Genomic DNA, 20,254 nt, shown 5'->3' on the forward strand with positions numbered 1-20,254 from the left:
CCCCCCCCCCCCCCCCCCCCCCCCCCCCCCCCGCGGGAGGGAGGGGCCATCCCTTCTTCCTGGCGAGCGGCGGAGCACATCCGATGCAGGCACAGATTGAACGGGATTAGAATATCCCTCTGAGCGGGCTAAATCATCTATAAAGGCAGCGGTTGACCGACAGCCGAAGGAGGGTGGGTCCTGATGGAAGCTTCCTCTTCGCGAGTTGCGCGGACGGCCGTTCGATACGGTGGGCAGGCGGTTCTGGAGGGAGTGATGATCCGGGGGCCGAACGGGCTCGCCGTGGCTGTCCGGGCGCCGAACGGCCAGATCGCCCTGCGAACGATCCGCCTCCCGCCTCGTCCGAAATGGCAGCGCTGGCCTTTCATCCGCGGGGCGATTATTCTGTGGGAGACCCTTCGTTGGGGCATGGAGGCCCTCTGGTTCTCCGCGGCGATCGCCGCGGGGGAGCCGGAGGATCAAGGGTCCATCCGGAGCCCGGCCGCGCTGCTCACCATGGCGGCTTCCCTCGCCCTGGCTTTGGGGTTCTTCCTGCTATTACCCGCCTTCCTCGCGGAGGGGATCGAGCGCCTGCTCGGGCTGTCGACGGGGATACGGACCGTCCTGGAGGCCCTCTTCCGTCTAGGGCTGGTGATCGGTTACCTGGTCGCGGTGGGACGCCATTCCGAGATCCGCCGGGTGTTCGCTTACCATGGGGCGGAGCACAAAGTGGTGCACGCCCTGGAGGCGGGCGCCCCCCTCACCATCGCCGGGGCCCGTCCTTTCCCAACGGCCCACCCCCGTTGCGGGACTGCCTTCCTGCTCACGGTGATTGTGGTCGCAGCGGTCCTCTTCGCCTTCCTGCCCGCCTCGACCCTGGTCGAGCGGCTGGCCCTGCGCCTCGCGCTGCTTCCGGTCTTGGCCGCCTTCTCCTACGAAGTGCTGTGGCTCAGCGCGCGGTACCAACACGTGCGGCTGGTGGCCGCCCTCTCTGCCCCGAACCTCTGGCTGCAGCGGCTGACCACTCGGGAGCCGGACGAGGCGATGTTAGAGGTCGCCTTGGCCGCCCTTCAGGCGGCACGGGAGATGGAAGGAGCGGGTCATCCCCTTTAGATCTCCAAATTCCACATGGGTTCAACGGGCGAATGTGGAGAGGGTCATGAGAGGCCTCTCATTGAATCCTCCAGCGTGGTCCATCGGTTTGCTCCTAAGCGCCCTGTTCCTCGCCCTGACTCCAGGGACGGATTTTGGAACAATCGATGGGGATATGGTTTATTGGGAAACGGTGGCGTTGGTAGAAAGAGGGAGCGCTGTTGTTCATCTTCGCCCTGAGTCGTATATCCCCTGGCTGATTGAGCGCGGGTTTCTCCGGCCCGGCTGGGATGGGCGGTGGTTCGTTCGCTACCAGCTGGGTCAGCCGTTGGCGGCCTCTCTTTTCTACGGGCTCGGCCGGATCGTCGGAGGCGCGGAGTCCCCAACCACGCGCCTGTTCGTGAACATGCTGCCGGCCCTGGCGATGGCGGGGACAGGAGCGCTTCTATACGAATGGGCCCGCCGGCTCTGGGGCGTCCGAGCGGCGTTGGGGATCACGGCGCTGTTCGCCCTGGCGACCCCTGCGCCTGTCTACGCTCGCATGTTCTTCCCTGAGGCGCTGATCGCCTTCTGCCTGCTGATCGGGTTCCGCCTCCTGAGCTCCGGCCGGTTGACGGGGATCACCCTGGGCGGTCTGGCGATCGGTTGGGCGGTGCTGACCCGGGAGGGGGCCGTGGCGGCTTTGCCCGCCGCCGGGCTCTATCTTCTCCTTCAGGGCCGGACCTGGCGACAGCGTCTCTCGCTCCTGGGATGGTGGGGGATCGGCCTGGGGATCCCGCTCTCCTTACTGCTCTGGCACAACACTTATCGCTTCGGCAACCCCCTGCTTCATGGCTATCAAGGGGAGGGCTTTACGTCTCCCCTGTTGGAGGGTGTCCTCGGGTTGTTGTTCAGCCCCGGCCGTGGCTTGTTGTTCTATGCCCCTCCGGTCCTGCTGGCCCTCCCCGGGGCGGTGTCGCTGGGGCGACGGGACCGAGCGTTGGTTTGGGCGGTGGCGGCCCTCTTCGGAGGATACGTAGCCCTGTATGGCCAATGGTGGGCCTGGGATGGAGGCTGGTCGTGGGGACCTCGCTTCCTGATCCCGGTGATCCCCTTCCTGCTCCTGATGGCGGGGGGCGCTCTTCGACAGCGGCCGGGCCTGTGGGCCGCTCGGGGGCTGGGGGCGCTGGGGTTCCTGGTTCAGCTTCCTGGGATCTTCACGGATCATAACGCTTTTCACTCATGGCTATTGGTCGCTGGGGGTTATCCTGAAGTCCCCCCCATTTGGTTTCGGCCGGAGCTGTCCCCCATTCTAGGCCAGTGGCGTCTCCTCGCGAGCGGAACCGACTGGGTGCCGGCCCTCCATCGTTTGGAGGCGCTGGGGATCGCTCCCCCAGCGGCTTGGGGCCTGCGAATGGGGATCCTGGCTCTGGGGGGCCTTGGCCTATGGGGGCTTGCCCGGGGCTGCGAGCCTGGAAAACCCCCCCAGGCGGCGTTCAGGCTGCAAACCGTAGCGACCGGCGCCCGCTGGGGATTGTTGGCTGGGTTGATCGCCCTGAACGCCGTCGCCGCCTTCGGATGGGTTCGGGCCGTCCGACAGCCGTTTTGCGATGGCCAGGGGAGGCGCTGCGTCGGTCAGCGTTTCGGGGGGCAGATCGAACTGGTAGCGTTCTCCGTGCAGGCGAACACCGTGCGGCCGGGAGATTCGATCGGATTGACGCTCTGGCTTCGAACCCTTCGTCCGGTGACGGAGCCGCTCAGTGTCTACGTGCACGTCCTCCCGGCGGACACCCTGGATGCTCCTCAGGTTTTCCAGGAGGATCACGAGCATCCGGCCTTCTGGCCGCTTCCGCGCTGGATACCGGGTCGGCTTTATAGCGACTTCTATCCACTACGGGCTCCGGATCCCGTTCCCCCAGGGGTTTACTGGATAAAAGCAGGCTTTTACCGCCGCTTCCCTCCTGGCGGTCGGATCCCCGTCGAAGGATCTGGGGCGGATGGGGTTCTTCTTACGGAGATCCGAGTGGTGCCTGCGGCGGGTCCCCCTATCGCTTCGGATGAGGTGTTCAGAGGCTCGCCAGCTCGACCGGACTTCCCTGTGTTCAGGAAGGATTATCCCCAATTGAGATCCATGCGATAGCGGACGATCCGCATGTCAAGTGGCGCAAATCATATAAACTGATAAGGGGATTCTTCCTCGCCGAGGAACCGGATGGAAATTGGCCTTGTCGGAATGCCCAATGCGGGCAAGTCGACCCTGTTTAACGCCCTGACCCGCCATCGCGTGCCCACGGCGCCCTATCCCTTCACGACCCTCGAGCCGCATCGAGGCGTGGTCCCCGTGCCGGATCCCCGACTGGAGGCTCTGGCGCGGATCGTTGGGCCGGAGCGGGTGGTTCCGGCCACGTTGACGGTGGTGGACATCGCCGGGTTGGTTCGCAATGCCCACCGGGGGGAGGGCTTAGGGAACCAGTTCCTGGCCCACATCCGCGAGGTCGATGCCGTCCTGATGGTGCTTCGGGGTTTCGATGTGCCGAACATCCCGGCTGGGCTGGGAGAGGTGGATCCGCTGACCGAACTGGAGGTGCTGGATTTGGAGCTGGCGCTGGCGGATTTAGAGACCGTGCGCCGGCGCCTGGAGAAGACCCGCAAGGCGGCCAAAGCGGATCCTCACGCCTTCGCGGAGACCCTCGCGGCGCTGGAGGACCTGGCGGCCCATCTGCAGGCCGGGCGCCCGGCCCGAACCTGGCCGGCGCGGGCGGCGTGGCAAGAGTTGTTGCGGGAGCTCTTCCTGCTAACGGATAAACCCCGCCTGATCCTTCTGAACGTGGGGGAGGAGGACCTCCCGGAAGGTGGGCCGGTGGCCGCCGAGCTGGCCCGTCGGGCAGCTATGGAAGGCAGTCCCTTTCTCGTCGTTTGCGCGGAGCTGGAGGCCGCCCTGAACGAATGGCCGGAGGAGGAGGCCCGGGCCTACCGGGAAAGCCTGGGGCTATCCGGCTCCGCTCTCGATCGCCTCATCCAGGTCGCTTACGCGCATCTGGGTTTGATCACCTTCTTCACCATCACGGGAGGCCGGGAGGTTCGGGCCTGGCCTATCCCCCGCGGAACCCGAGCCCAGCAGGCGGCTGGGCGGGTGCACTCGGATATGGAACGGGGTTTCATCCGGGCGGAGGTCATCCCATGGCATCTCCTGGTGGAAGCGGGTTCCCCCCAGGCCGCGCGGGAGCGAGGGCTCTGGCGGATCGAAGGGCGCGATTACGAAGTTCAGGATGGGGATGTGCTCCACTTCCGGTTCCACGCCTGAGCCCGGAAGCCGGCGCAGCCCGGAAGGGCCAGCAGGAAAGCCTCCTATGCGGTTAGCTTCCTCGGGGGGATTTGGGGGCGGAGCCAAGCGCCTTCAGCGTCTGGCTCCGCCCCCAAAATATTTTCATCCCCCTCCCCACGTCCCATTGGACCGTGGGGGGGAGATAAAAGAAGGTGGGGCCATCGGCTCTCACCATCCCATATCCTCAAAACAATATGGAGGGAGCACGAGTCAGGAGGGAAGCGTGAGCGCATCGATCCCTGTGGGGAACTCCCGAGGCGTGGCGCTGGTCACGGGCGCCGGCCGAGGGCTTGGGGAAGCCATCGCCCTGGGCCTGGCGGCTCGGGGTTTCCATGTCGTGGCCAACGACATCCACCTGGCCGCGGCGGAGCGGACGGCAGCGCGCATCCGGGCAGCGGGCGGCTCCGCCGAGCCTTTCCATGCCGATGTGGCCAACCGGGTCGCCGTCGGCGCGATGGCGGCGGAGATCCTCGCGCGCTGCGGCCAATTGGATCTGGTCATCCATCACGCGGAGGTCCACCCCCATCGGTCCCTGCTGGAGATGGGGGAATACGAATGGGATCGCACGATCGCGGTGATCTTGAAAGGGGCCTTCAATTTGTTGCAGGCGGCGGCTCCCGGGATGATCGCGCGAGGGCGCGGGGCCTTCGGGTTCCTGGCCCCGGTTGAGGTTCTAGAAGGGGGGAGGTTGCACGCTGCCTACGGGGCGGGGAAGGCGGGGTTGATCTTTCTGGCCCACGCCGCCCGGGAGGCGTTCAACCCCCTGGGCGTAGCGGTGCATCTGCTCCTCATCGAGGACCAGAGCCAAGGGGAACAGGAGCCCTCCGCTTTGGAAGTGGACTTGGCGTCCGCTCTGGATGGCATCGCCCGGCTGGATGGAACAAGCCACATCTTTCGAATCCGGGGGCGATTCCTCGGCGGTACGGGGCGCGCATCGGACGAGCGTGCGCCGGATGCGATCCGCTGATTTGAGGGACGGACGGCCCGAGTCAGAATGTGAGGCGGCGGAACGGGCGTGGTATGATGATCCTGGGGTGGTTTGAGTCAAAGGTGCACCCTTTCTTCAAGCGGCTTGTGACGTTTCATCTTGAAAAATGAGGCGGGTCACTATGGAAGATCTTTATCGGGAGCTCATTCTAGACCATTACGAGAACCCTCGGAACTATGGGGAGCTTCCGGACGCCGATATCTCCTATGAGGACGACAATCCGTTGTGCGGGGATCGGGTTCGGATCGATCTGAAAGTGCAGGATGGGCGTATTGTGGATGTGCGGTTCTCTGGGAAGGGGTGTGCGATCAGCCAGGCTTCGGCCTCGATGCTTACGGAGCGGATCAGGGGGGCCACGGTGGAGGAGGCCCGGCGGTTGACCCGGGACGACATCCTGGAGATGTTGGGGATCCCCTTGGGGCCGGCGCGCATCAAGTGCGCCCTGCTCTCCCTGAAGGTCCTGAAGGCCGGCCTCTACGGCCTGCCGAAGATCGATTGGGACGAGCTCGGATAACGGTCTGTTTTGCATTCGGCCCCCATGCGTTCGGTCGGGGGAGGCGATGGCTGTGGACACGAAAGAGGATGCGGAAGCGCGGCGCGTCGCCGCATGGAAAGCCGCAACTGCATGCATCGATCTCCTGAAAACCCGTTTCGGCGTCCGCAGGGCCTTTGTTTTTGGTTCCCTGGCCGGGCATAGCCCATGGCATGCGCGTTCCGATATCGACATCGCCGTCGAGGGCCTGGCCCCGGAGCGTTATTTCGAAGCCCTGCGGGCGTGTTGGGATCTGCTGCCGGAGGGAATGGAGCTGCACCTGATCACCCTGGAGAGTGCAGCCCCCGATCTGCGACATCGAATCCTGGAGGGGCAAGAGATGCCGACGGGTTCTCTGGCGGCGCTGCGCCAAGAAGTGGAGCTCGAGCTCGCCAACCTGGAGCGTCTGATCCGTAGCATGGAAAGCTTCCAGAGCCGGCTGCAGGGGGAGCCGGACGAATTCGCCATGCGAAGCATCGGCAGCCTGTTGCACGATTTTTACTCGGGGATCGAGCGGATCTTCGAGCGGATTGCGGTGCGGATCGATGGGGATCTCCCCGTGGGGCCCCATTGGCATACCTATCTGTTGCAACGGATGATGAACCCGTGGATGGATGTTCGGCCGGCGGTGATCGATCGGGAGCTGGCCGCCCGGCTGGCGGATTATATGCGTTTCCGCCATCTCTTCCGCCACACCTACGGCTTTGAGTTGGAGTGGGCGAAATGCCGTCCGCTGGTGGAAGGGATGCGGCCGACGTTCCAAAGCCTGCGGGCGCGGCTGCTCGAATTCCTGGCGCAGCTGGAGGCCGGGGATCCTGAGGGGGGCAACCCCCCAAGGCCTCGCGGAGTCAATTCCCTTTGACGAGTTTCTTTCCCCAAGATATAATTTTTGTGAACCGAACGTGGCGAGGTAGCTCAAGTGGTAGAGCAGCCGGCTCATAATCGGCGGGCTGTGGGTTCGAGTCCCACCCTCGCCACCACCTTGAAAAGCGCCCCCGGGCGCAAGCCCACGGGGCGCTTTTCGTTAAAAGCGATGAACCCCTCCAACTCTTCCGGTTTCTGAGGCCACGCCGGATTCCTCCGAGGGATGAAGATCGGTTGAAGCCCTCAAAGCTACGGTGGACGACTCGCCTCTCCGTCCACGAGCCGGATTCGGCGAAGCGGACATGCCGGTTGGGGTTAGGGCGAGGGAAGCGAATTCCCTAAGATGTCGACCTATCGTGATTCTAATCACAAATGATTGTGAAACATGTCACTTGGATGTTCCTGAATGGGCCTCTAAGGTAAAGGTGGAGAACGAAGAAGGGTCAGCCACGCGGTTCCCCGGTGTGAGAAAGGAGCAGCGAATGGCTGTTATCGAGCGCCGCGTTCGCTATGAGTCCGAGCTGGATCCGTCGTTCGCCCGCGAGGTCATCGCTTTAAGTGGTTCCCCCGCATTATTATCTTGCATCCAGTGCGGAACATGTTCCAGCGCTTGTCCCCTCAGCCTCTATATGGACTATACCCCTCGGCGCATTATGGCGATGGTCCGGGAGGGATTTAAGCATGAGGTTTTGCGGAGCCTGACGATCTGGTTGTGCGCCTCCTGCTATGCCTGCACCGTGGAGTGCCCCAAGCAAATCCCCATCACCGATGTGATGTATGCCCTCAAACGTTATGCGATCCGCGAAGGGGTTTATCCGCCGCGGTTCCCCATCCCGGTCCTGGCCCGTCTGTTCTATGAGACAGTCCGCCGTCGCGGCCGCTTCACCGAAAGCTCGACCGTTCTCAAGCTTTACCTGAGGACGATGCCTTTACGCATCCTGGGGTTGATCCCAACCGGATGGGGATTGTTGCGTCGCGGCCGCTTTCCGCTTCGCCCAGAGGGAATCCGGGATCGTCAGGGGTTGCGTCGAGTGTTACAGATTGTGGAACGGCGGGAGGTTGCGACATGACCTATCTTTACTTCCCGGGTTGTTCTCTGAAAGGAACCGGACGGGCTTATGAAGAATCCCTCCTGGCGGTGTTTCGGGCATTGCGGATCCCCCTCGTTGAGCTTGCGGACTGGAACTGTTGTGGGGCCACCACCTACATGTCCATCGATGAGCATCAATCTTGCGCCCTCGCTGCCCGCAACCTGGCCCTGGCGGAACAGCAGAGCCCGACCGCGGATGGAACCACCCAACTCATCGCCCCCTGCAGCGCATGCTATCTGGTGCTCTTAAAGGCCCAGCGGTGTCTGGCCTCAGCCGGCTCCCTTTCCCAGGAAATCTTACGTGCCCTGCAGGAGGGAGGGCATCGCTATCAAGGCCGGGTCCGTATCCGCCATCCATTAGATGTACTCGCGAACGACGTCGGCTTGAAAGAGATCGCCCGCCACGTGCGGCAGCCCCTTCGCGGGCTTCGGGTTGCGTGTTACTACGGCTGCCAGATTGTGCGCCCCTTTGCGTCCTTCGATCATCCTCATTATCCGACCACCATGGATGAGCTGGTTCGAACCCTTGGCGCGGAGCCCGTGGACTGGCCGTTGAAGAGCCACTGCTGTGGCGGCAGCTTGACCGGAACGATTCCAGAGGTCGGCCTGCGGTTGAATTACCTGTTGCTCCATGAGGCACAGCGGCGGGGGGCAGATGTGGTGATCACCGCATGCCCTCTCTGTCAGTTCAACCTGGAGGCTTACCAGGATCAAATCCGCCGCCGCTACCCCGCGCTCGCGCCCATGCCGGTTCTTTACTTCACCCAGTTGATGGGGTTGGCGATGGGGCTCCCAGCGCGGGAGTTGGGGTTGCAGCGCCTGATGGTTCCCATGGAAAAACTGGCTGTGGCCTCGGTAAGGGGGTAGAGCCATGCACGCGCCTGAGGTTTATCCCGATGGAGGTCCCCGAATTGGTGTCTACATCTGCCATTGTGGCCTGAACATCGCGGGGAAGGTGGATGTCCACGAGGTGGTTGAGTTCGCTAAAACATTGCCCTTCGTGGTCGTCGCCCGCGAGTATAAGTTCATGTGCTCGGAGCCGGGGCAGGAGCTGATCCGCCAGGACATCGAAGAGTTTAAGTTGAACCGCGTGATCGTCGCTTCATGCTCCCCGCTCCTCCACGAGGCCACCTTCCGTCGAGTGCTTGAACGGGCCGGCCGGAACCCCTTCTTCTTCCAGATGGCGAATATCCGTGAGCATGTGAGCTGGGTGACCGAGGATCCCCGCCAAGCCACCGAGAAGGCGAAAGCGCTGGTGGCCGCCGCCGTCCGACGGGTGATCTTCCACGAACCTTTGGATCGCCGACGCGTCCCCGTAAAGGATCGTGTGTTGGTGGTCGGCGGCGGGATCGCCGGGATCCACGCCGCGCTCACCCTGGCGGACGCAGGCAAGCACGTTTACCTGGTGGAACGAGAGCCCACCATCGGCGGTCACATGGCCTATTTTGATAAAACCTTCCCTACCCTGGATTGCGCCGCCTGCATCCTCACCCCCAAGATGTCCGCTGTGGCCGCTCATCCAAACATCACCCTGTGGACTTATTCCGAGGTCACCCGGGTCGAGGGGTTCGTGGGGAACTTCCGGGTTCAAGTGCGTCGGAAGCCTCGCTATGTCAGCGAGGAGCTCTGTATCGGATGCCTGCAGTGCATCGACGCATGCGTTTATAAAGACGCGCGCTTCCCGGACGAGTTCAACTTGGGCCTGGGCAGGCGAAAGCCCATTTACATCCCCTTCCCGCAGGCTACCCCTCGGGTGGTGTTGATCGATCCGGAGACCTGCATCTGGTTCAAGACCGGCAAATGTAAGCGGACCTGCCTGGAGGCTTGCGAGCGCAAGGCGATCGACTTCGAGCAGCAGGAGCGGATTGAGGAGATCGAGGTTGGAGCGATCATCCTGGCCACCGGGTTCAAGACCTTCGATGCCCGGCGGATCCCCGAGTATGGTTACGGGAAGCATCCAAACGTCTATACGGCCCTGGAGGTCGAGCGCCTGGTGAACGCCGCCGGGCCGACCGGCGGGGAGGTTCGCCTGCGCGATGGCCGTATCCCCAAACGGGTAGGGATCATCCATTGTGTAGGGTCGCGGGATGAACGCTTTAACCGCTATTGCTCCCGCGTCTGTTGCATGTACTCCCTCAAGTTGGCTCATCTGATTAAAGAGCGGACCGGCGCTGAGGTTTATAACTTCTACATCGATATGCGGACTCCCGGGAAGGGTTATGAGGAATTCTACGATCGGTTGCTCCAGGAAGGAGTACATTTTATCCGCGGCCGGGTGGCTGAGATCACCGATTGGGCGATCACGCCGGAGGAAGAGGGGAAGCTGATCCTCCGAGTGGAAGATACGATGATCGGCGTTGTGCGCCGCATCCCGGTGGATATGGTCGTCCTGGCGGTGGGCTTGGAGCCTCAACCGGATGCCGATGAAGTGCGCCGCATGTTTAACATCTCCTGCAGCAAGGAGGGCTTTTTCCTGGAGCGGCACCCCAAACTGGCCCCGGTCTCCACGTTCACAGATGGGATCTTCTTGGCCGGGGCCTGTCAGGGGCCTAAGGACATCCCCGATAGCGTGGCCCAGGCGGGAGCCGCAGCCGCGGAGGCCCTCGCCCTCATCGATAAGGGCTATGTGGAGTTAGAACCGAACACCGCTTACATCGTCGAGGAATTGTGCTCCGGTTGTAAGACCTGCATTGGCCTCTGCCCGTATAACGCGATTTCGTTCGATGAGGGGAAGGCGGTGGCTGTGATTAACGAGGCCCTGTGCAAGGGCTGTGGCACCTGCGTGGCCGCCTGCCCATCCGGGGCAGCTCGACAACATCTGTTCGAAGATGTGCAGATCTTCCAAGAAATCGAGGGGGTGTTGGCCTATGTCTGAGCAGCCGATGGCGGAAGGAAAACCCTTTGAGCCCCGGATCGTGGCTTTCTTCTGCAACTGGTGCACCTATACCGCGGCGGATCTGGCCGGGACCGCTCGCATGACTTATGCGCCCCATGTGCGCGTGATCCGCCTGATGTGCTCCGGACGACTGGATCCTCAGTTTGTCCTGGCCGCTTTCCGCCACGGGGCCGATGGGGTTCTCATCGGTGGATGCCATCCGGGGGACTGTCATTATCAGGAGGGCAATTACAAGGCCCTGCGGCGCTACCGATTGCTGAAGCGGCTGCTGCGGGAGATGGGGATCGAAGAGGAGCGCCTGCGGCTGGAATGGATCTCCGCCTCGGAAGGGGACCGTGTTCAGAAGGTGGCGAACGAGTTCGCCGAAACGATCCGCAGGCTGGGTCCCCTCCGGCTGGCCCCACGCCCTGGAGCGATCCGTCTTCCCATCCGGGTTCCAGCGGAGCCTCAGCCTGCCGCCCGGGAAGGAGCCCTGCCATGAGCAAGCCGAAGGTCGCGTTCTACTGGTGCGCCTCATGTGGAGGTTGTGAGGAGGCCGTGGTGGATCTGGCGGAGGAGATCCTGGCGGTCGTGGAGGCGGTGGAGATCGCCTTCTGGCCGGTGGCCTTAGATTTCAAGCGGGAAGATGTCGAACGCCTCGCCGACGGGGAGCTGGCCGCTGCCTTCATCAACGGCGCCATCCGGACCTCCGAACAGGCGGAGATGGCGCATCTCCTGCGGTCCAAAGCGCAGGTCCTCATCGCCTTCGGAAGTTGCTCTCATATGGGCGGCGTCCCCGGCTTAGCGAACCTGTTCGACCGCGAGGAGATCCTCCGTTACGTCTACGAGGAGGCGCCCAGCGTGGTCAACCCCCAGCGGATACGCCCCGCGGAGCGCATTGAGGCGGATGAGGGACTGCTTACCCTCCCGGCGTTCTGGGAGGCCGTTCAGACCTTGGATCAGACGGTGGAGGTCGATTACTACCTCCCAGGCTGCCCGCCTCCGGTGGGTCTGATCCGCGCTGCCCTCCAAGCGCTCCTCACCGGGAACTTGCCGCCGAAGGGCTCCGTGCTGGCCCCGGAGGTCGCGCTGTGCGCCGAATGCCCTCGCAAGCCGACGAAACCGGAGCGCCTGGCGCTGAAAGACCTGAAGCGACCGCATCAGGTCCTCATCGACCCGGGGACCTGCTTGCTCGCCCAGGGATTGCTCTGCCTGGGCCCGGCCACCCGAAGCGGGTGCGGGGCGGCCTGCATCGCTGGCAGCATGCCATGCACCGGCTGCTTAGGGCCGACCAGCCGCGTCCTGGACGGCGGGGCCAAAGCCCTCTCCGCCATCGCTTCCCTGTTCGATGCGACGGAGGAGGCTGAGATCGAGCGCATCCTGGAGGGGATCCCCGATCCGGTCGGCCTGTTCTACCGCTACAGCCTTCCCGCCTCGCTGCTCTACCGTCGGATCCGAGACGGTGAACGCGCTGAGAAAGGGGGGTCGTGATGAGCCGTCGCGAGATCGTGATCGATCCGATCACCCGCCTGGAAGGACACGGCAAGATCCATATCTTCTTGGACGAGAAAGGGGAAGTGGAACGGGCCTACTTCCAGGTCCCGGAGCTGCGGGGGTTCGAAAAATTTGTGGTGGGCCGCCCCGCCGAGGAGATGCCCCAGATCACCTCGCGGATCTGCGGCGTCTGCCCCACCGCCCACCACATGGCCGCCACGAAAGCCCTGGACGATCTTTACCAGGTGGATCCCCCTCCGGCGGCCAAGAAGATCCGGGAGCTGGTATATTGCACGTTCATGGTGGAAGATCACGCCCTGCACTTCTACTTCCTGGGCGGGCCGGATTTCGTGGTCGGCCCCACGGCTCCGAAAGCGGAGCGGAACGTCTTGGGGGTCCTCGCCCGCGTGGGCCTGGAGATCGGGCGCGAGGTGATCGGGGTGCGCAAGCAGCTGCGGGATCTGATCGCCCGCGTCGGCGGTAAAGTGATTCACCCGGTCTTCGGCCTCCCTGGCGGCATCGCCAAAGCGCTCACCCAGGAGGATCGCGAGGCCTTCCAGGCCGGGGCCGAGCGGGCCGTCCAGTTCGCGCTCTTCAGCCTCAAGCTCTTCGAAGACATCGTGCTGAAGAACCCCCAATATGTGGAATGGATCCGCTCGGAAACGTATACCCATCGAACTTACTACATGGGGCTGGTAGACGACCGGAACCGGCTGAATTTTTACGATGGGTGGCTGCGGGTGGTGGATCCGGAGGGACGGGAATTCCTGAGGTTCCCTGCTCGGGACTATCTACGGCATATCGCAGAGCACGTGGAGCCGTGGAGCTATATCAAGTTCTGTTATCTAAAAGACGTGGGCTGGAAGGGCTTCGTGGATGGGCCGGGGAGCGGCGTCTACAGCGTGGCGCCCCTGGCGCGCCTGAACGCCGCGGATGGGATGGCCACCCCACGGGCCCAGGAGGCCTATGAGCAGTTCTATGCGACGCTGGGCGGCAAACCGGTCCATCACACCCTGGCCAACCACTGGGCTCGCTTGATCGAGTTGCTCTACGCGGCCGAACGGATGCAGGAGCTGGCACAGGGCCCGGAGATCCTGGACCCACGGGTTCGTGCCCTGCCGACGGCGATCCCGCGGGAGGGGATCGGGGTGGTGGAAGCCCCGCGCGGGACGTTGATCCATCACTACGAAACCGATGAGCGAGGGTTGATCACCCGGGCCAACCTGATCGTCGCCACCCAGAACAACGCGGCCCGCATTGCCATGTCGGTGGATAAGGCCGCGCGTTCGATCATCCGGAACGGCGAGGTGGACGAGGGGATCCTGAACCTGGTGGAGATCGCCTTCCGGGCTTACGATCCTTGCCATGGCTGCGCGACCCATGCCCTGCCTGGCCAGGTGCCTCTCCTCGTCCGCGTCTACAACTCCCGCGGCGAGCTCGTGCGGGAGATCCGTCGGGATTAAGGGCGCTATGGCCTTAGCGACGGGTATCTCAAAGGAAGGGCCATTCTGGGCCCGGGCCTTAAAGGCGTCCGGGCCCAATTTTCAAAATCGGGGAAGCGGCAAGGGGGGGCGATGCGGATCCTGATCCTGGGCTTGGGGAACGAGCTCCTGGGCGATGACCGGATCGGGCTGTTGGCGGCCCGTGCCCTTCGGGAGGAGCTGGAGGGGTCGGGGGGATTGGTGATCGAGGGAACCCCCCTCTCCGGCCTCGCCTTGCTGGACTGGCTGGTCGGATACGAGCGGGCGATCTTGATCGATGCCGTCCAGACCGGCCAGGCCCCGCCTGGGACGATCTGGAGGTGGAAGGCGGAGGAGTTGGGACGGATCCGGGCGCCTTCCCCCCATTATGCGGGGCTGCCCGAACTGCTGGCGCTCGCCCGCGCGCTTCAGCTTCCCTTCCCCGAACAAATTGAGATCTTCGCTGTGGAAGTCGCCGATCCCACAACCGTTGGCGGGGACCTTACCCCCTCGGTCCGCCAGGCGCTCCCGGAACTGATCCGCCGGATCCGGGAACGGGTTCGCGAATGGCAGGAGGAAGCCTTGCCCGGATCGCTTTCCTCAACGGAGCGATGAAGAGCGAGCGGAAACGCCTCCGAGATCCGCTTTCCCCTTGATGAGTTCTTTGCTACACTAGCATCGATCGTTGCCCTAACGCGTGTGGATGATCTTCCCACCGGGCATTTCGGTGGGACGTACTGCCGGATGGGGTAGGGTCACCCCTTGTGGGTGCCCGTATCCACACCCTTTAGGCGGACGAACATCCAGCATAAGGAAACCCAGGAGGCTCCTTCGAATGCCGTTCGCGCGCTTCAGCGATCCGGGGTATCTCTTGGCCCTAGCGGTGATCTTCATCTTCGCGTTGCCCCTTCACGAGCTGGCCCACGCATGGGTCGCCGAACGCCTCGGGGACCCAACGCCCCGGCGTTATGGACGGATGACCCTGAACCCGATGGCCCATCTGGATCCGATTGGGGCTCTGATGCTGGTGCTGGCCGGGTTCGGATGGGCCCGTCCGGTTCCAGTGAACCCGCTCTATCTCCGCTATGGCCCCCGGGTGGGGATGGCCGTGGTCGGGGGCGCCGGCCCGTTGATGAACCTCGTGTTGGCCGGTTTGGGGATCATGGCATATCGAACGCTCCCACAGATCTGGCCTTTGCCCGGTTTCGCCTTCCAGTTCCTCGGCGCGTGGGTCTTCATTAACGTCGGCCTGGCGGTTTTCAATATGCTCCCCCTGCCTCCTCTGGATGGGTATCGGGTGTTGCAGGGGTTGCTCCCGCCGGATCTGGCCTACGCCTATGCTCGCCTGGAGGCCTATGGGCCGTTGCTGCTTCTGCTGTTCCTGATCCTGGATCGGCAGCTGGGTCTGCTCGGGAGCGTGTTGCAGCCCTTCTATTGGCTGGTGTTCCGGCTGATGCACACGCTGTAACCGGAAACGGGCCGGGCGGGCACAAGGCCTGCCCCTCCCATTGGCATCCACATCATTCCGTAGGGGCGCCCCTTGTGGGCGCCCGGATGGGCAAGCCCCGCCTTGGATGGACATTCCTGATCAATCCCCTAGGAGGATCCGGCGGAAGGCCTCCGCGTAGCGCAGGCCGACGGCCCGGCCTTCCTCAGCGGCCCATGCCCGTAGGGTGGGGCCCGGATCCCAATCCCCCACTTGGCTGCGATGGCAGCGCAGGGCCTCGATTTTGAGCTCCAGCGTCTCTTCGATATCGATCCAGATGTTCCGTTGTGTCGCGCCGTACACATAAACTTCCCGCACCCGATGCGGTGGAAGACCCAGTTCGGGGAATACGAGGGGCATCCCGGCGGCGGGGAACACCGCCTCCAGGGCCGCCTGGGCCGCCGCCCGATGGTCCGGATGATTGATGTAGTCGTCGCCGTAGAAATAAGCTGATGGATCCCCGCAAACCAGGGCCTGAGGCCGGAAGCGGCGGATCTCCCGCACCAGCTCCCGTCGCAACTCCAGGGTGGGTTGAAGCAGGCCGTCCGGATGGCGCAGGAAGACCACCTCCGCGATGCCCAGAATCCGAGCGGCGGCTTTCTGCTCCGCCTCACGGATCTGTATCATCTCCTCCCGCGATCGATGCGCCTCCTCGGTCCCCGCATCGCCGCTGGTGCAGAGCACCAGGGCGATCACGCTGCCCCGCCGGGCCCACTTGGCCAGCGTGCCCGCACAGGTGAACTCCACATCGTCCGGATGAGCGGCCACCACCAACACACGCTCCGGCGTCGTTGGCTCGATCATAAGCCCTCCTGAGCTCAGCGGCTTTCAATGCTCTGACTATATCGCGATCTATAAGATCCAGCGAAAACGGCCGATCTGCGTCACTCCCCTTCAAGCACCGGATCCCCTCCGGCCCAAACGCTATGCCTCCGAAATCCCTCCGGATGAGAAAGGAGTGCTTGTGCTGGAAGTTGATGAGTCCGCTGCGATGCGCGGCGATTTGATTCCATCGTACCTCAACGCTTTCAAGGCTGGCGATGGGCCACAAGGACGTAAGCGACCCCTTTTCATTCATCGATGATTTTCGATATATCGAAAATCATCGATGAATGACTTAACCGAAATATCACGAAACCTACACGTTTTCTTAACGCATGCGGAGATGAAGTTGATGTAAAATCCCGCGCATGGAAGTGGAATCCGGGTTGTGCTCCTCATGGAGCTCATCTCCGAATCGTCCCTTCAGGGAGATTTGGGGGATGGAGAGCGGAGGATCTTCGGGCCTCCCGGATCGATGGCCAGGAGAACCTGCTGAGGAGGGACATCAATGGAGGAGCGGAAGCGGCTGGAGGAGGAGCCCCCTGGTGGAAAACGTCGCAGCCCGCGGGCGCCGATCTGGCGGGATGTGCCGGATGAGCTATGGGAGGATTGGCGGTGGCAGTTGACCCACCGCCTGAACTCAGTGGAACAATTGAAGCAAATCATCCGCCTGACCCCGGAGGAGGAAGCCGGCGCGGCGGCGACCCACCGGTTTCGCATGGATATCACCCCTTATTTCGCCTCTCTGATCGATCCCGATGACCCGAACTGCCCGATCCGGCGTCAGGTGATCCCTACGGCGAGGGAGCTGACGCCGACCCCCGGGCTGATGGAGGACTCCCTTGCGGAGGACAGGCATTCCCCGGTCCCGGGTCTGGTCCATCGCTATCCGGATCGGGTGCTGATGCTGGTGACGACCCAGTGCGCCAGCTACTGCCGGTTCTGCACCCGCAGCCGGATCGTGGGGGATCCCCATGCGAACTTCGGTCGGCGGGATTACGACCGGCAGATCGAATACATCGCCCGCACGCCGCAGATCCGAGACGTGTTGCTCTCCGGGGGGGATCCGCTGATCCTCCCGCAGCCGATCCTGGAGGATCTGTTGCGCCGGCTGCGGGCGATCCCTCACGTGGAGATCATCCGCATCGGGACGCGGGTGCCCATCTTCCTGCCTCAACGGATCACGGACGATCTGGTGGCGATGCTGCGCAAATATCACCCGTTGTGGATGAACATCCACGTGAACCACCCGAAGGAGCTCACGCCGGAGGTCACCGAGGCGCTGGCGAAGCTGGCCGACGCCGGGATCCCGCTGGGCAGCCAGACGGTGCTCCTGGCCGGGGTTAACGACTGCCCGCACATCATCCGCGCCCTCGTCCACGAGCTGGTCAAGCGCCGGGTCCGGCCCTATTACCTCTACCAGTGCGACCTGGTGGAGGGCGCTGGCCACTTCCGCACCCCAGTCTCCAAAGGGATCGAGATCATGGAGGCCCTGCGGGGGCACACCAGCGGCTACGCCATCCCGACGTTTGTGATCGACCTGCCCGGCGGCGGCGGGAAGGTGCCGGTGATGCCCAACTACCTGCTGGCGATGAACGAACGGCGGGTGGTGCTGCGCAACTTCGAGGGCTTCATCAGCACCTACGAGCAGCCGACGGATTACACGCCCCACGATCCGAGCCGCTGTGAGTACTGCCGGAATCAGCGCCCGGAGCCCGGCCAGCGGGGGATCTTCGGGCTGTTGCAGGGCGACGCGATGACCATCGAGCCGGAGGGCTTTGAGGCCGTGCATCGGCGGCTCCAGACTGGGGGCACGGAGACGATGCCTTTGATCATCGGGGAGCCCATCTCCGTCGTCAACGGGGAGGTGCTCTGATGCGGGTGGCGGTCTTGGCGAACCTCAAGCGGAACGCGCCCCATCAACCGGATGAGCCGCCGGATGCCTGGGCGGAGCTGGATTCGGATCAAACGGTGGAAGGGATCGCCCGGGCGCTGGAGGCCTGGGGGCATACGACGGCGATTTTCGAGGGGAATTTGGACCTCCCCGAGGCGTTGCGCCGCTTCCGCCCGGACATCTGCTTCAACATCTGCGAGGGATACTGGGGGGACTCCCGGGAGGCCCACGTGCCGGCCATGCTGGAGATGATGCGGATCCCATATACGGGCTCCCGGGTTCTGGTATTGGCCATCTCCTTGGACAAGGCGATGACCAAGCGGGTGTGGGTGGCGGAAGGGCTGCCCACCCCGCCGTTCCAGGTCTTCCGGCGGCCGGATGAGCCCCTGGATCCCCGCCTGTCTTTTCCCCTCTTTGTGAAGCCGAACCGGGAGGGGAGCGGGATGGGGATCTCGGCGAAGTCGGTGGTGACGAACGAGGCGGAGCTGCGGGAACAGGTGGCGTATATCCTTCGGACCTACCGGCAGGAGGCCTTGGTGGAGGCCTTCATCGATGGCCCGGAGCTCACGGTCGGCCTCATCGGGAACATCGATGGGGATGCGGAATGGCTCCGGCCGCCCGGCGGGTGGGCCACGGAGGAGGGATTGGATATCGGCGGGGCGCATGTCTTCCCGCCGATGATGGTGGACCTCAGCCCGTGCCCGCCGGATCAGCGGGGACTTTACACCTCCTACATCAAGTCGGAAATGCCCTTGGGCCCGCGGTATCTCTGTCCAGCCCCGTTGGATCCAGCAACGCGCCGGGAAGCGCAGCGGCTGGCCTTCGAGGCCTTCCGGGCGATCGGGGCCTGCGATATGAGCCGGGTGGATATGCGGATCGATGCGACCACCGGGCGGATTTACCTGTTGGAGATCAACACCCTGCCGGGGTTGAACCCCGAGTACAGCGACATGGTGCTGAACGCGCGGGCGGACGGGATGTCGTATGAGGTGCTGATCGCCCGGATCTTGGAGGCCGCTTGTCGCCGGTATGGCCTTCCGGTGGAGCCGGCGGTGAAGCTGGCCGGGGTGGAGATCGGGCAGCGGTAACGCTTTCGGGGTGGGGGTCGCCTCCGGCGGCCTCCACCCCGAATGTGGGATATCGGCAAAGTGCTCGGTGATTCGTTTGGCATGGGAATGGACGGATCGTTCCGAAGCCATCGTTCCAGGGAGCGTCCATGGGCCGTCGTCGCCCGGTTGCGCCGAACCAGGTTCTGATCCTTTACAGCGTGGTGAAGCAGCTCCCGCGGGGAGAACCCCGCGATTGGATCGCGGAGGAAGAGGTCCTGGTCACCGCTCAGACGATGGCCTCCGCCTTAACCGGGCGGGGATGGCGGGTGGTCGTCCGCGCGGTTTGGGACCTGGATTCCCTACGTGAGACATTAGAGGCCTTTGATCCTCAGGATACCGTGGTGGTCAATTTGTGCGAAACCCTGGAAGGACGCCCGCAGGGCGAGGCGGTGGTGCCGGTGGCCCTGGAGGCGCGGGGGTTCATCTACACAGGATCGCCCGGCCCCACGCTCGCCCTTTGCCTGGACAAGGCCCGCGCCAAGGCCCGGATCCGGGCGGCGGGCCTGCCAACCCCTCCCGCTCAGGTGATCCGTGACCCTCGGGAACGCCTTCGGATCCCTCTCCCGGCGATCGTGAAGCCCCTGGAGGAAGATGCCAGCCACGGGATCGATCGGGAGTCCGTGGCGGCCGATGAGGCGGCGCTCCGGAAGCGCATCGCCTATGTCCTGGAGACCTATCGCCAACCGGCGCTGGTGGAGACCTTCATCGAGGGGCGTGAGTTCAATGTCGCCATCTGGGGCGGGCGAACGCTGGAGGTCCTCCCCCTGGCGGAGGTGGACTACTCCCGGATCTCGAACCCGCTGTGGCGGATCTGCACCTTCGCCGCCAAGTGGCTGCCGGGCTCGGAGGAATACGAACTCACGCCCGTGCGGTGCCCGGCGGAACTCGAGGCGGATCTCGAGGCCCGCATCCGGGAAACGGCGATCCGGGCCTTCCGGGCGGTGCGATGTCGGGATTATGGGCGGGTGGACATCCGGCTTCAGGGGGAAACGCCGTATGTGCTGGAGGTGAACCCGAATCCCAGCCTGGCGCCCAACAGCGGGTTCGTCAACGCCGCCCTTGCCGCCGGCTATACCTACGGCACGCTGGCCGAGCGGCTGATCCGCCTGGCCTGGGAGCGGCGCAGCCGGCGGAAAGAAGCCCTTCAACCTGTTCAGACGGTGGGAGCTCATGTCGCCTATTCGATGGCCGCGAGCGGATGAGGAGGAAGCGGTTCGAAGGCTGGCGGAGCGCTGTGGGGTATTCCGGCCGGAGGAAATCGAGAC

18 protein-coding genes and 1 tRNA gene are annotated in these 20,254 nt (G+C 63.9%); 18 read left to right on the plus strand and 1 reads right to left on the minus strand.

Translation table 11 applies throughout. The annotated features are described in order from the left end of the window. Positions 1-183 precede the first annotated feature (183 nt). The 15 genes from ACFMO5_RS05425 to ACFMO5_RS05495 all read left to right on the plus strand — a co-directional run bounded on the left by ACFMO5_RS05425 (position 184) and on the right by ACFMO5_RS05495 (position 15,146). On the plus strand, positions 184-1,092 hold the full coding sequence (locus tag ACFMO5_RS05425; protein WP_376791737.1) for a DUF1385 domain-containing protein: 909 nt from the start codon (positions 184-186) through the stop codon (positions 1,090-1,092). A gap of 61 nt (positions 1,093-1,153) precedes the next feature. After that, complete coding sequence (locus ACFMO5_RS05430) at positions 1,154-3,190, plus strand: ArnT family glycosyltransferase (protein ID WP_376791738.1); 2,037 nt, start codon at positions 1,154-1,156, stop codon at positions 3,188-3,190. A gap of 72 nt (positions 3,191-3,262) precedes the next feature. Then, positions 3,263-4,354: a redox-regulated ATPase YchF gene (gene ychF / locus ACFMO5_RS05435; RefSeq protein WP_376791739.1), complete on the plus strand. Its 1,092-nt coding sequence runs from the start codon at positions 3,263-3,265 to the stop codon at positions 4,352-4,354. A gap of 244 nt (positions 4,355-4,598) precedes the next feature. Next, positions 4,599-5,342, plus strand: coding sequence for an SDR family NAD(P)-dependent oxidoreductase (locus tag ACFMO5_RS05440; protein WP_376791740.1), 744 nt, complete (start codon positions 4,599-4,601; stop codon positions 5,340-5,342). A gap of 142 nt (positions 5,343-5,484) precedes the next feature. Next, positions 5,485-5,877: a Fe-S cluster assembly sulfur transfer protein SufU gene (gene sufU / locus ACFMO5_RS05445; protein ID WP_376791741.1), complete on the plus strand. Its 393-nt coding sequence runs from the start codon at positions 5,485-5,487 to the stop codon at positions 5,875-5,877. 46 nt (positions 5,878-5,923) lie between these two features. Continuing rightward, positions 5,924-6,757: a nucleotidyltransferase family protein gene (locus ACFMO5_RS05450; RefSeq protein WP_376791742.1), complete on the plus strand. Its 834-nt coding sequence runs from the start codon at positions 5,924-5,926 to the stop codon at positions 6,755-6,757. 42 nt (positions 6,758-6,799) lie between these two features. Beyond that, positions 6,800-6,875, plus strand: a tRNA-Met gene (locus ACFMO5_RS05455). 366 nt (positions 6,876-7,241) lie between these two features. Beyond that, positions 7,242-7,829: a 4Fe-4S dicluster domain-containing protein gene (locus ACFMO5_RS05460; protein ID WP_376791743.1), complete on the plus strand. Its 588-nt coding sequence runs from the start codon at positions 7,242-7,244 to the stop codon at positions 7,827-7,829. Continuing rightward, on the plus strand, positions 7,826-8,716 hold the full coding sequence (locus ACFMO5_RS05465) for a CoB--CoM heterodisulfide reductase iron-sulfur subunit B family protein (RefSeq protein ID WP_376791744.1): 891 nt from the start codon (positions 7,826-7,828) through the stop codon (positions 8,714-8,716). Before ACFMO5_RS05460 ends, ACFMO5_RS05465 begins: the two co-directional genes overlap by 4 nt. Before the next feature lie 4 nt (positions 8,717-8,720). Next, on the plus strand, positions 8,721-10,724 hold the full coding sequence (locus ACFMO5_RS05470; RefSeq protein WP_376791745.1) for a 4Fe-4S binding protein: 2,004 nt from the start codon (positions 8,721-8,723) through the stop codon (positions 10,722-10,724). 7 nt (positions 10,725-10,731) lie between these two features. After that, positions 10,732-11,226 (plus strand): hydrogenase iron-sulfur subunit, encoded by a 495-nt coding sequence (locus ACFMO5_RS05475; protein ID WP_376791754.1) that lies wholly within the window; start codon positions 10,732-10,734, stop codon positions 11,224-11,226. Continuing rightward, on the plus strand, positions 11,223-12,215 hold the full coding sequence (locus ACFMO5_RS05480) for an oxidoreductase (RefSeq protein WP_376791746.1): 993 nt from the start codon (positions 11,223-11,225) through the stop codon (positions 12,213-12,215). Before ACFMO5_RS05475 ends, ACFMO5_RS05480 begins: the two co-directional genes overlap by 4 nt. Then, positions 12,215-13,681: a Ni/Fe hydrogenase subunit alpha gene (locus tag ACFMO5_RS05485; RefSeq protein ID WP_376791747.1), complete on the plus strand. Its 1,467-nt coding sequence runs from the start codon at positions 12,215-12,217 to the stop codon at positions 13,679-13,681. Before ACFMO5_RS05480 ends, ACFMO5_RS05485 begins: the two co-directional genes overlap by 1 nt. Before the next feature lie 111 nt (positions 13,682-13,792). Continuing rightward, a complete protein-coding gene (locus tag ACFMO5_RS05490) occupies positions 13,793-14,293 on the plus strand; it encodes a hydrogenase maturation protease (protein WP_376791748.1) in 501 nt (166 codons plus the stop codon). Between the two features lie 220 nt (positions 14,294-14,513). Continuing rightward, positions 14,514-15,146 (plus strand): site-2 protease family protein, encoded by a 633-nt coding sequence (locus ACFMO5_RS05495; protein ID WP_376791749.1) that lies wholly within the window; start codon positions 14,514-14,516, stop codon positions 15,144-15,146. 120 nt (positions 15,147-15,266) lie between these two features. On the opposite strand, the gene ACFMO5_RS05500 is transcribed toward ACFMO5_RS05495, so the two are convergent. After that, positions 15,267-15,968 carry a PIG-L deacetylase family protein gene (locus ACFMO5_RS05500; protein ID WP_376791750.1) on the minus strand — a complete coding sequence of 234 codons (702 nt, stop codon included), beginning with the start codon at positions 15,966-15,968 and terminating at the stop codon, positions 15,267-15,269. Between the two features lie 526 nt (positions 15,969-16,494). Here ACFMO5_RS05500 and ablA point away from each other — a divergent pair. The 3 genes from ablA (at position 16,495) to ACFMO5_RS05515 (ending at position 20,191) form a co-directional block, all read left to right on the plus strand. Then, positions 16,495-17,862 (plus strand): lysine 2,3-aminomutase, encoded by a 1,368-nt coding sequence (gene ablA, locus ACFMO5_RS05505; RefSeq protein ID WP_376791751.1) that lies wholly within the window; start codon positions 16,495-16,497, stop codon positions 17,860-17,862. Then, complete coding sequence (locus ACFMO5_RS05510; protein ID WP_376791752.1) at positions 17,862-18,968, plus strand: hypothetical protein; 1,107 nt, start codon at positions 17,862-17,864, stop codon at positions 18,966-18,968. The genes ablA and ACFMO5_RS05510 overlap by 1 nt, the downstream gene beginning before the upstream one ends. 128 nt (positions 18,969-19,096) lie before the next feature. Further along, on the plus strand, positions 19,097-20,191 hold the full coding sequence (locus ACFMO5_RS05515) for an ATP-grasp domain-containing protein (protein WP_376791753.1): 1,095 nt from the start codon (positions 19,097-19,099) through the stop codon (positions 20,189-20,191). Positions 20,192-20,254 lie beyond the last annotated feature (63 nt).

It is taken from the genome of Thermoflexus sp. (assembly GCF_042408365.1).
Taxonomy (GTDB): Bacteria; Chloroflexota; Anaerolineae; order Thermoflexales; family Thermoflexaceae; genus Thermoflexus.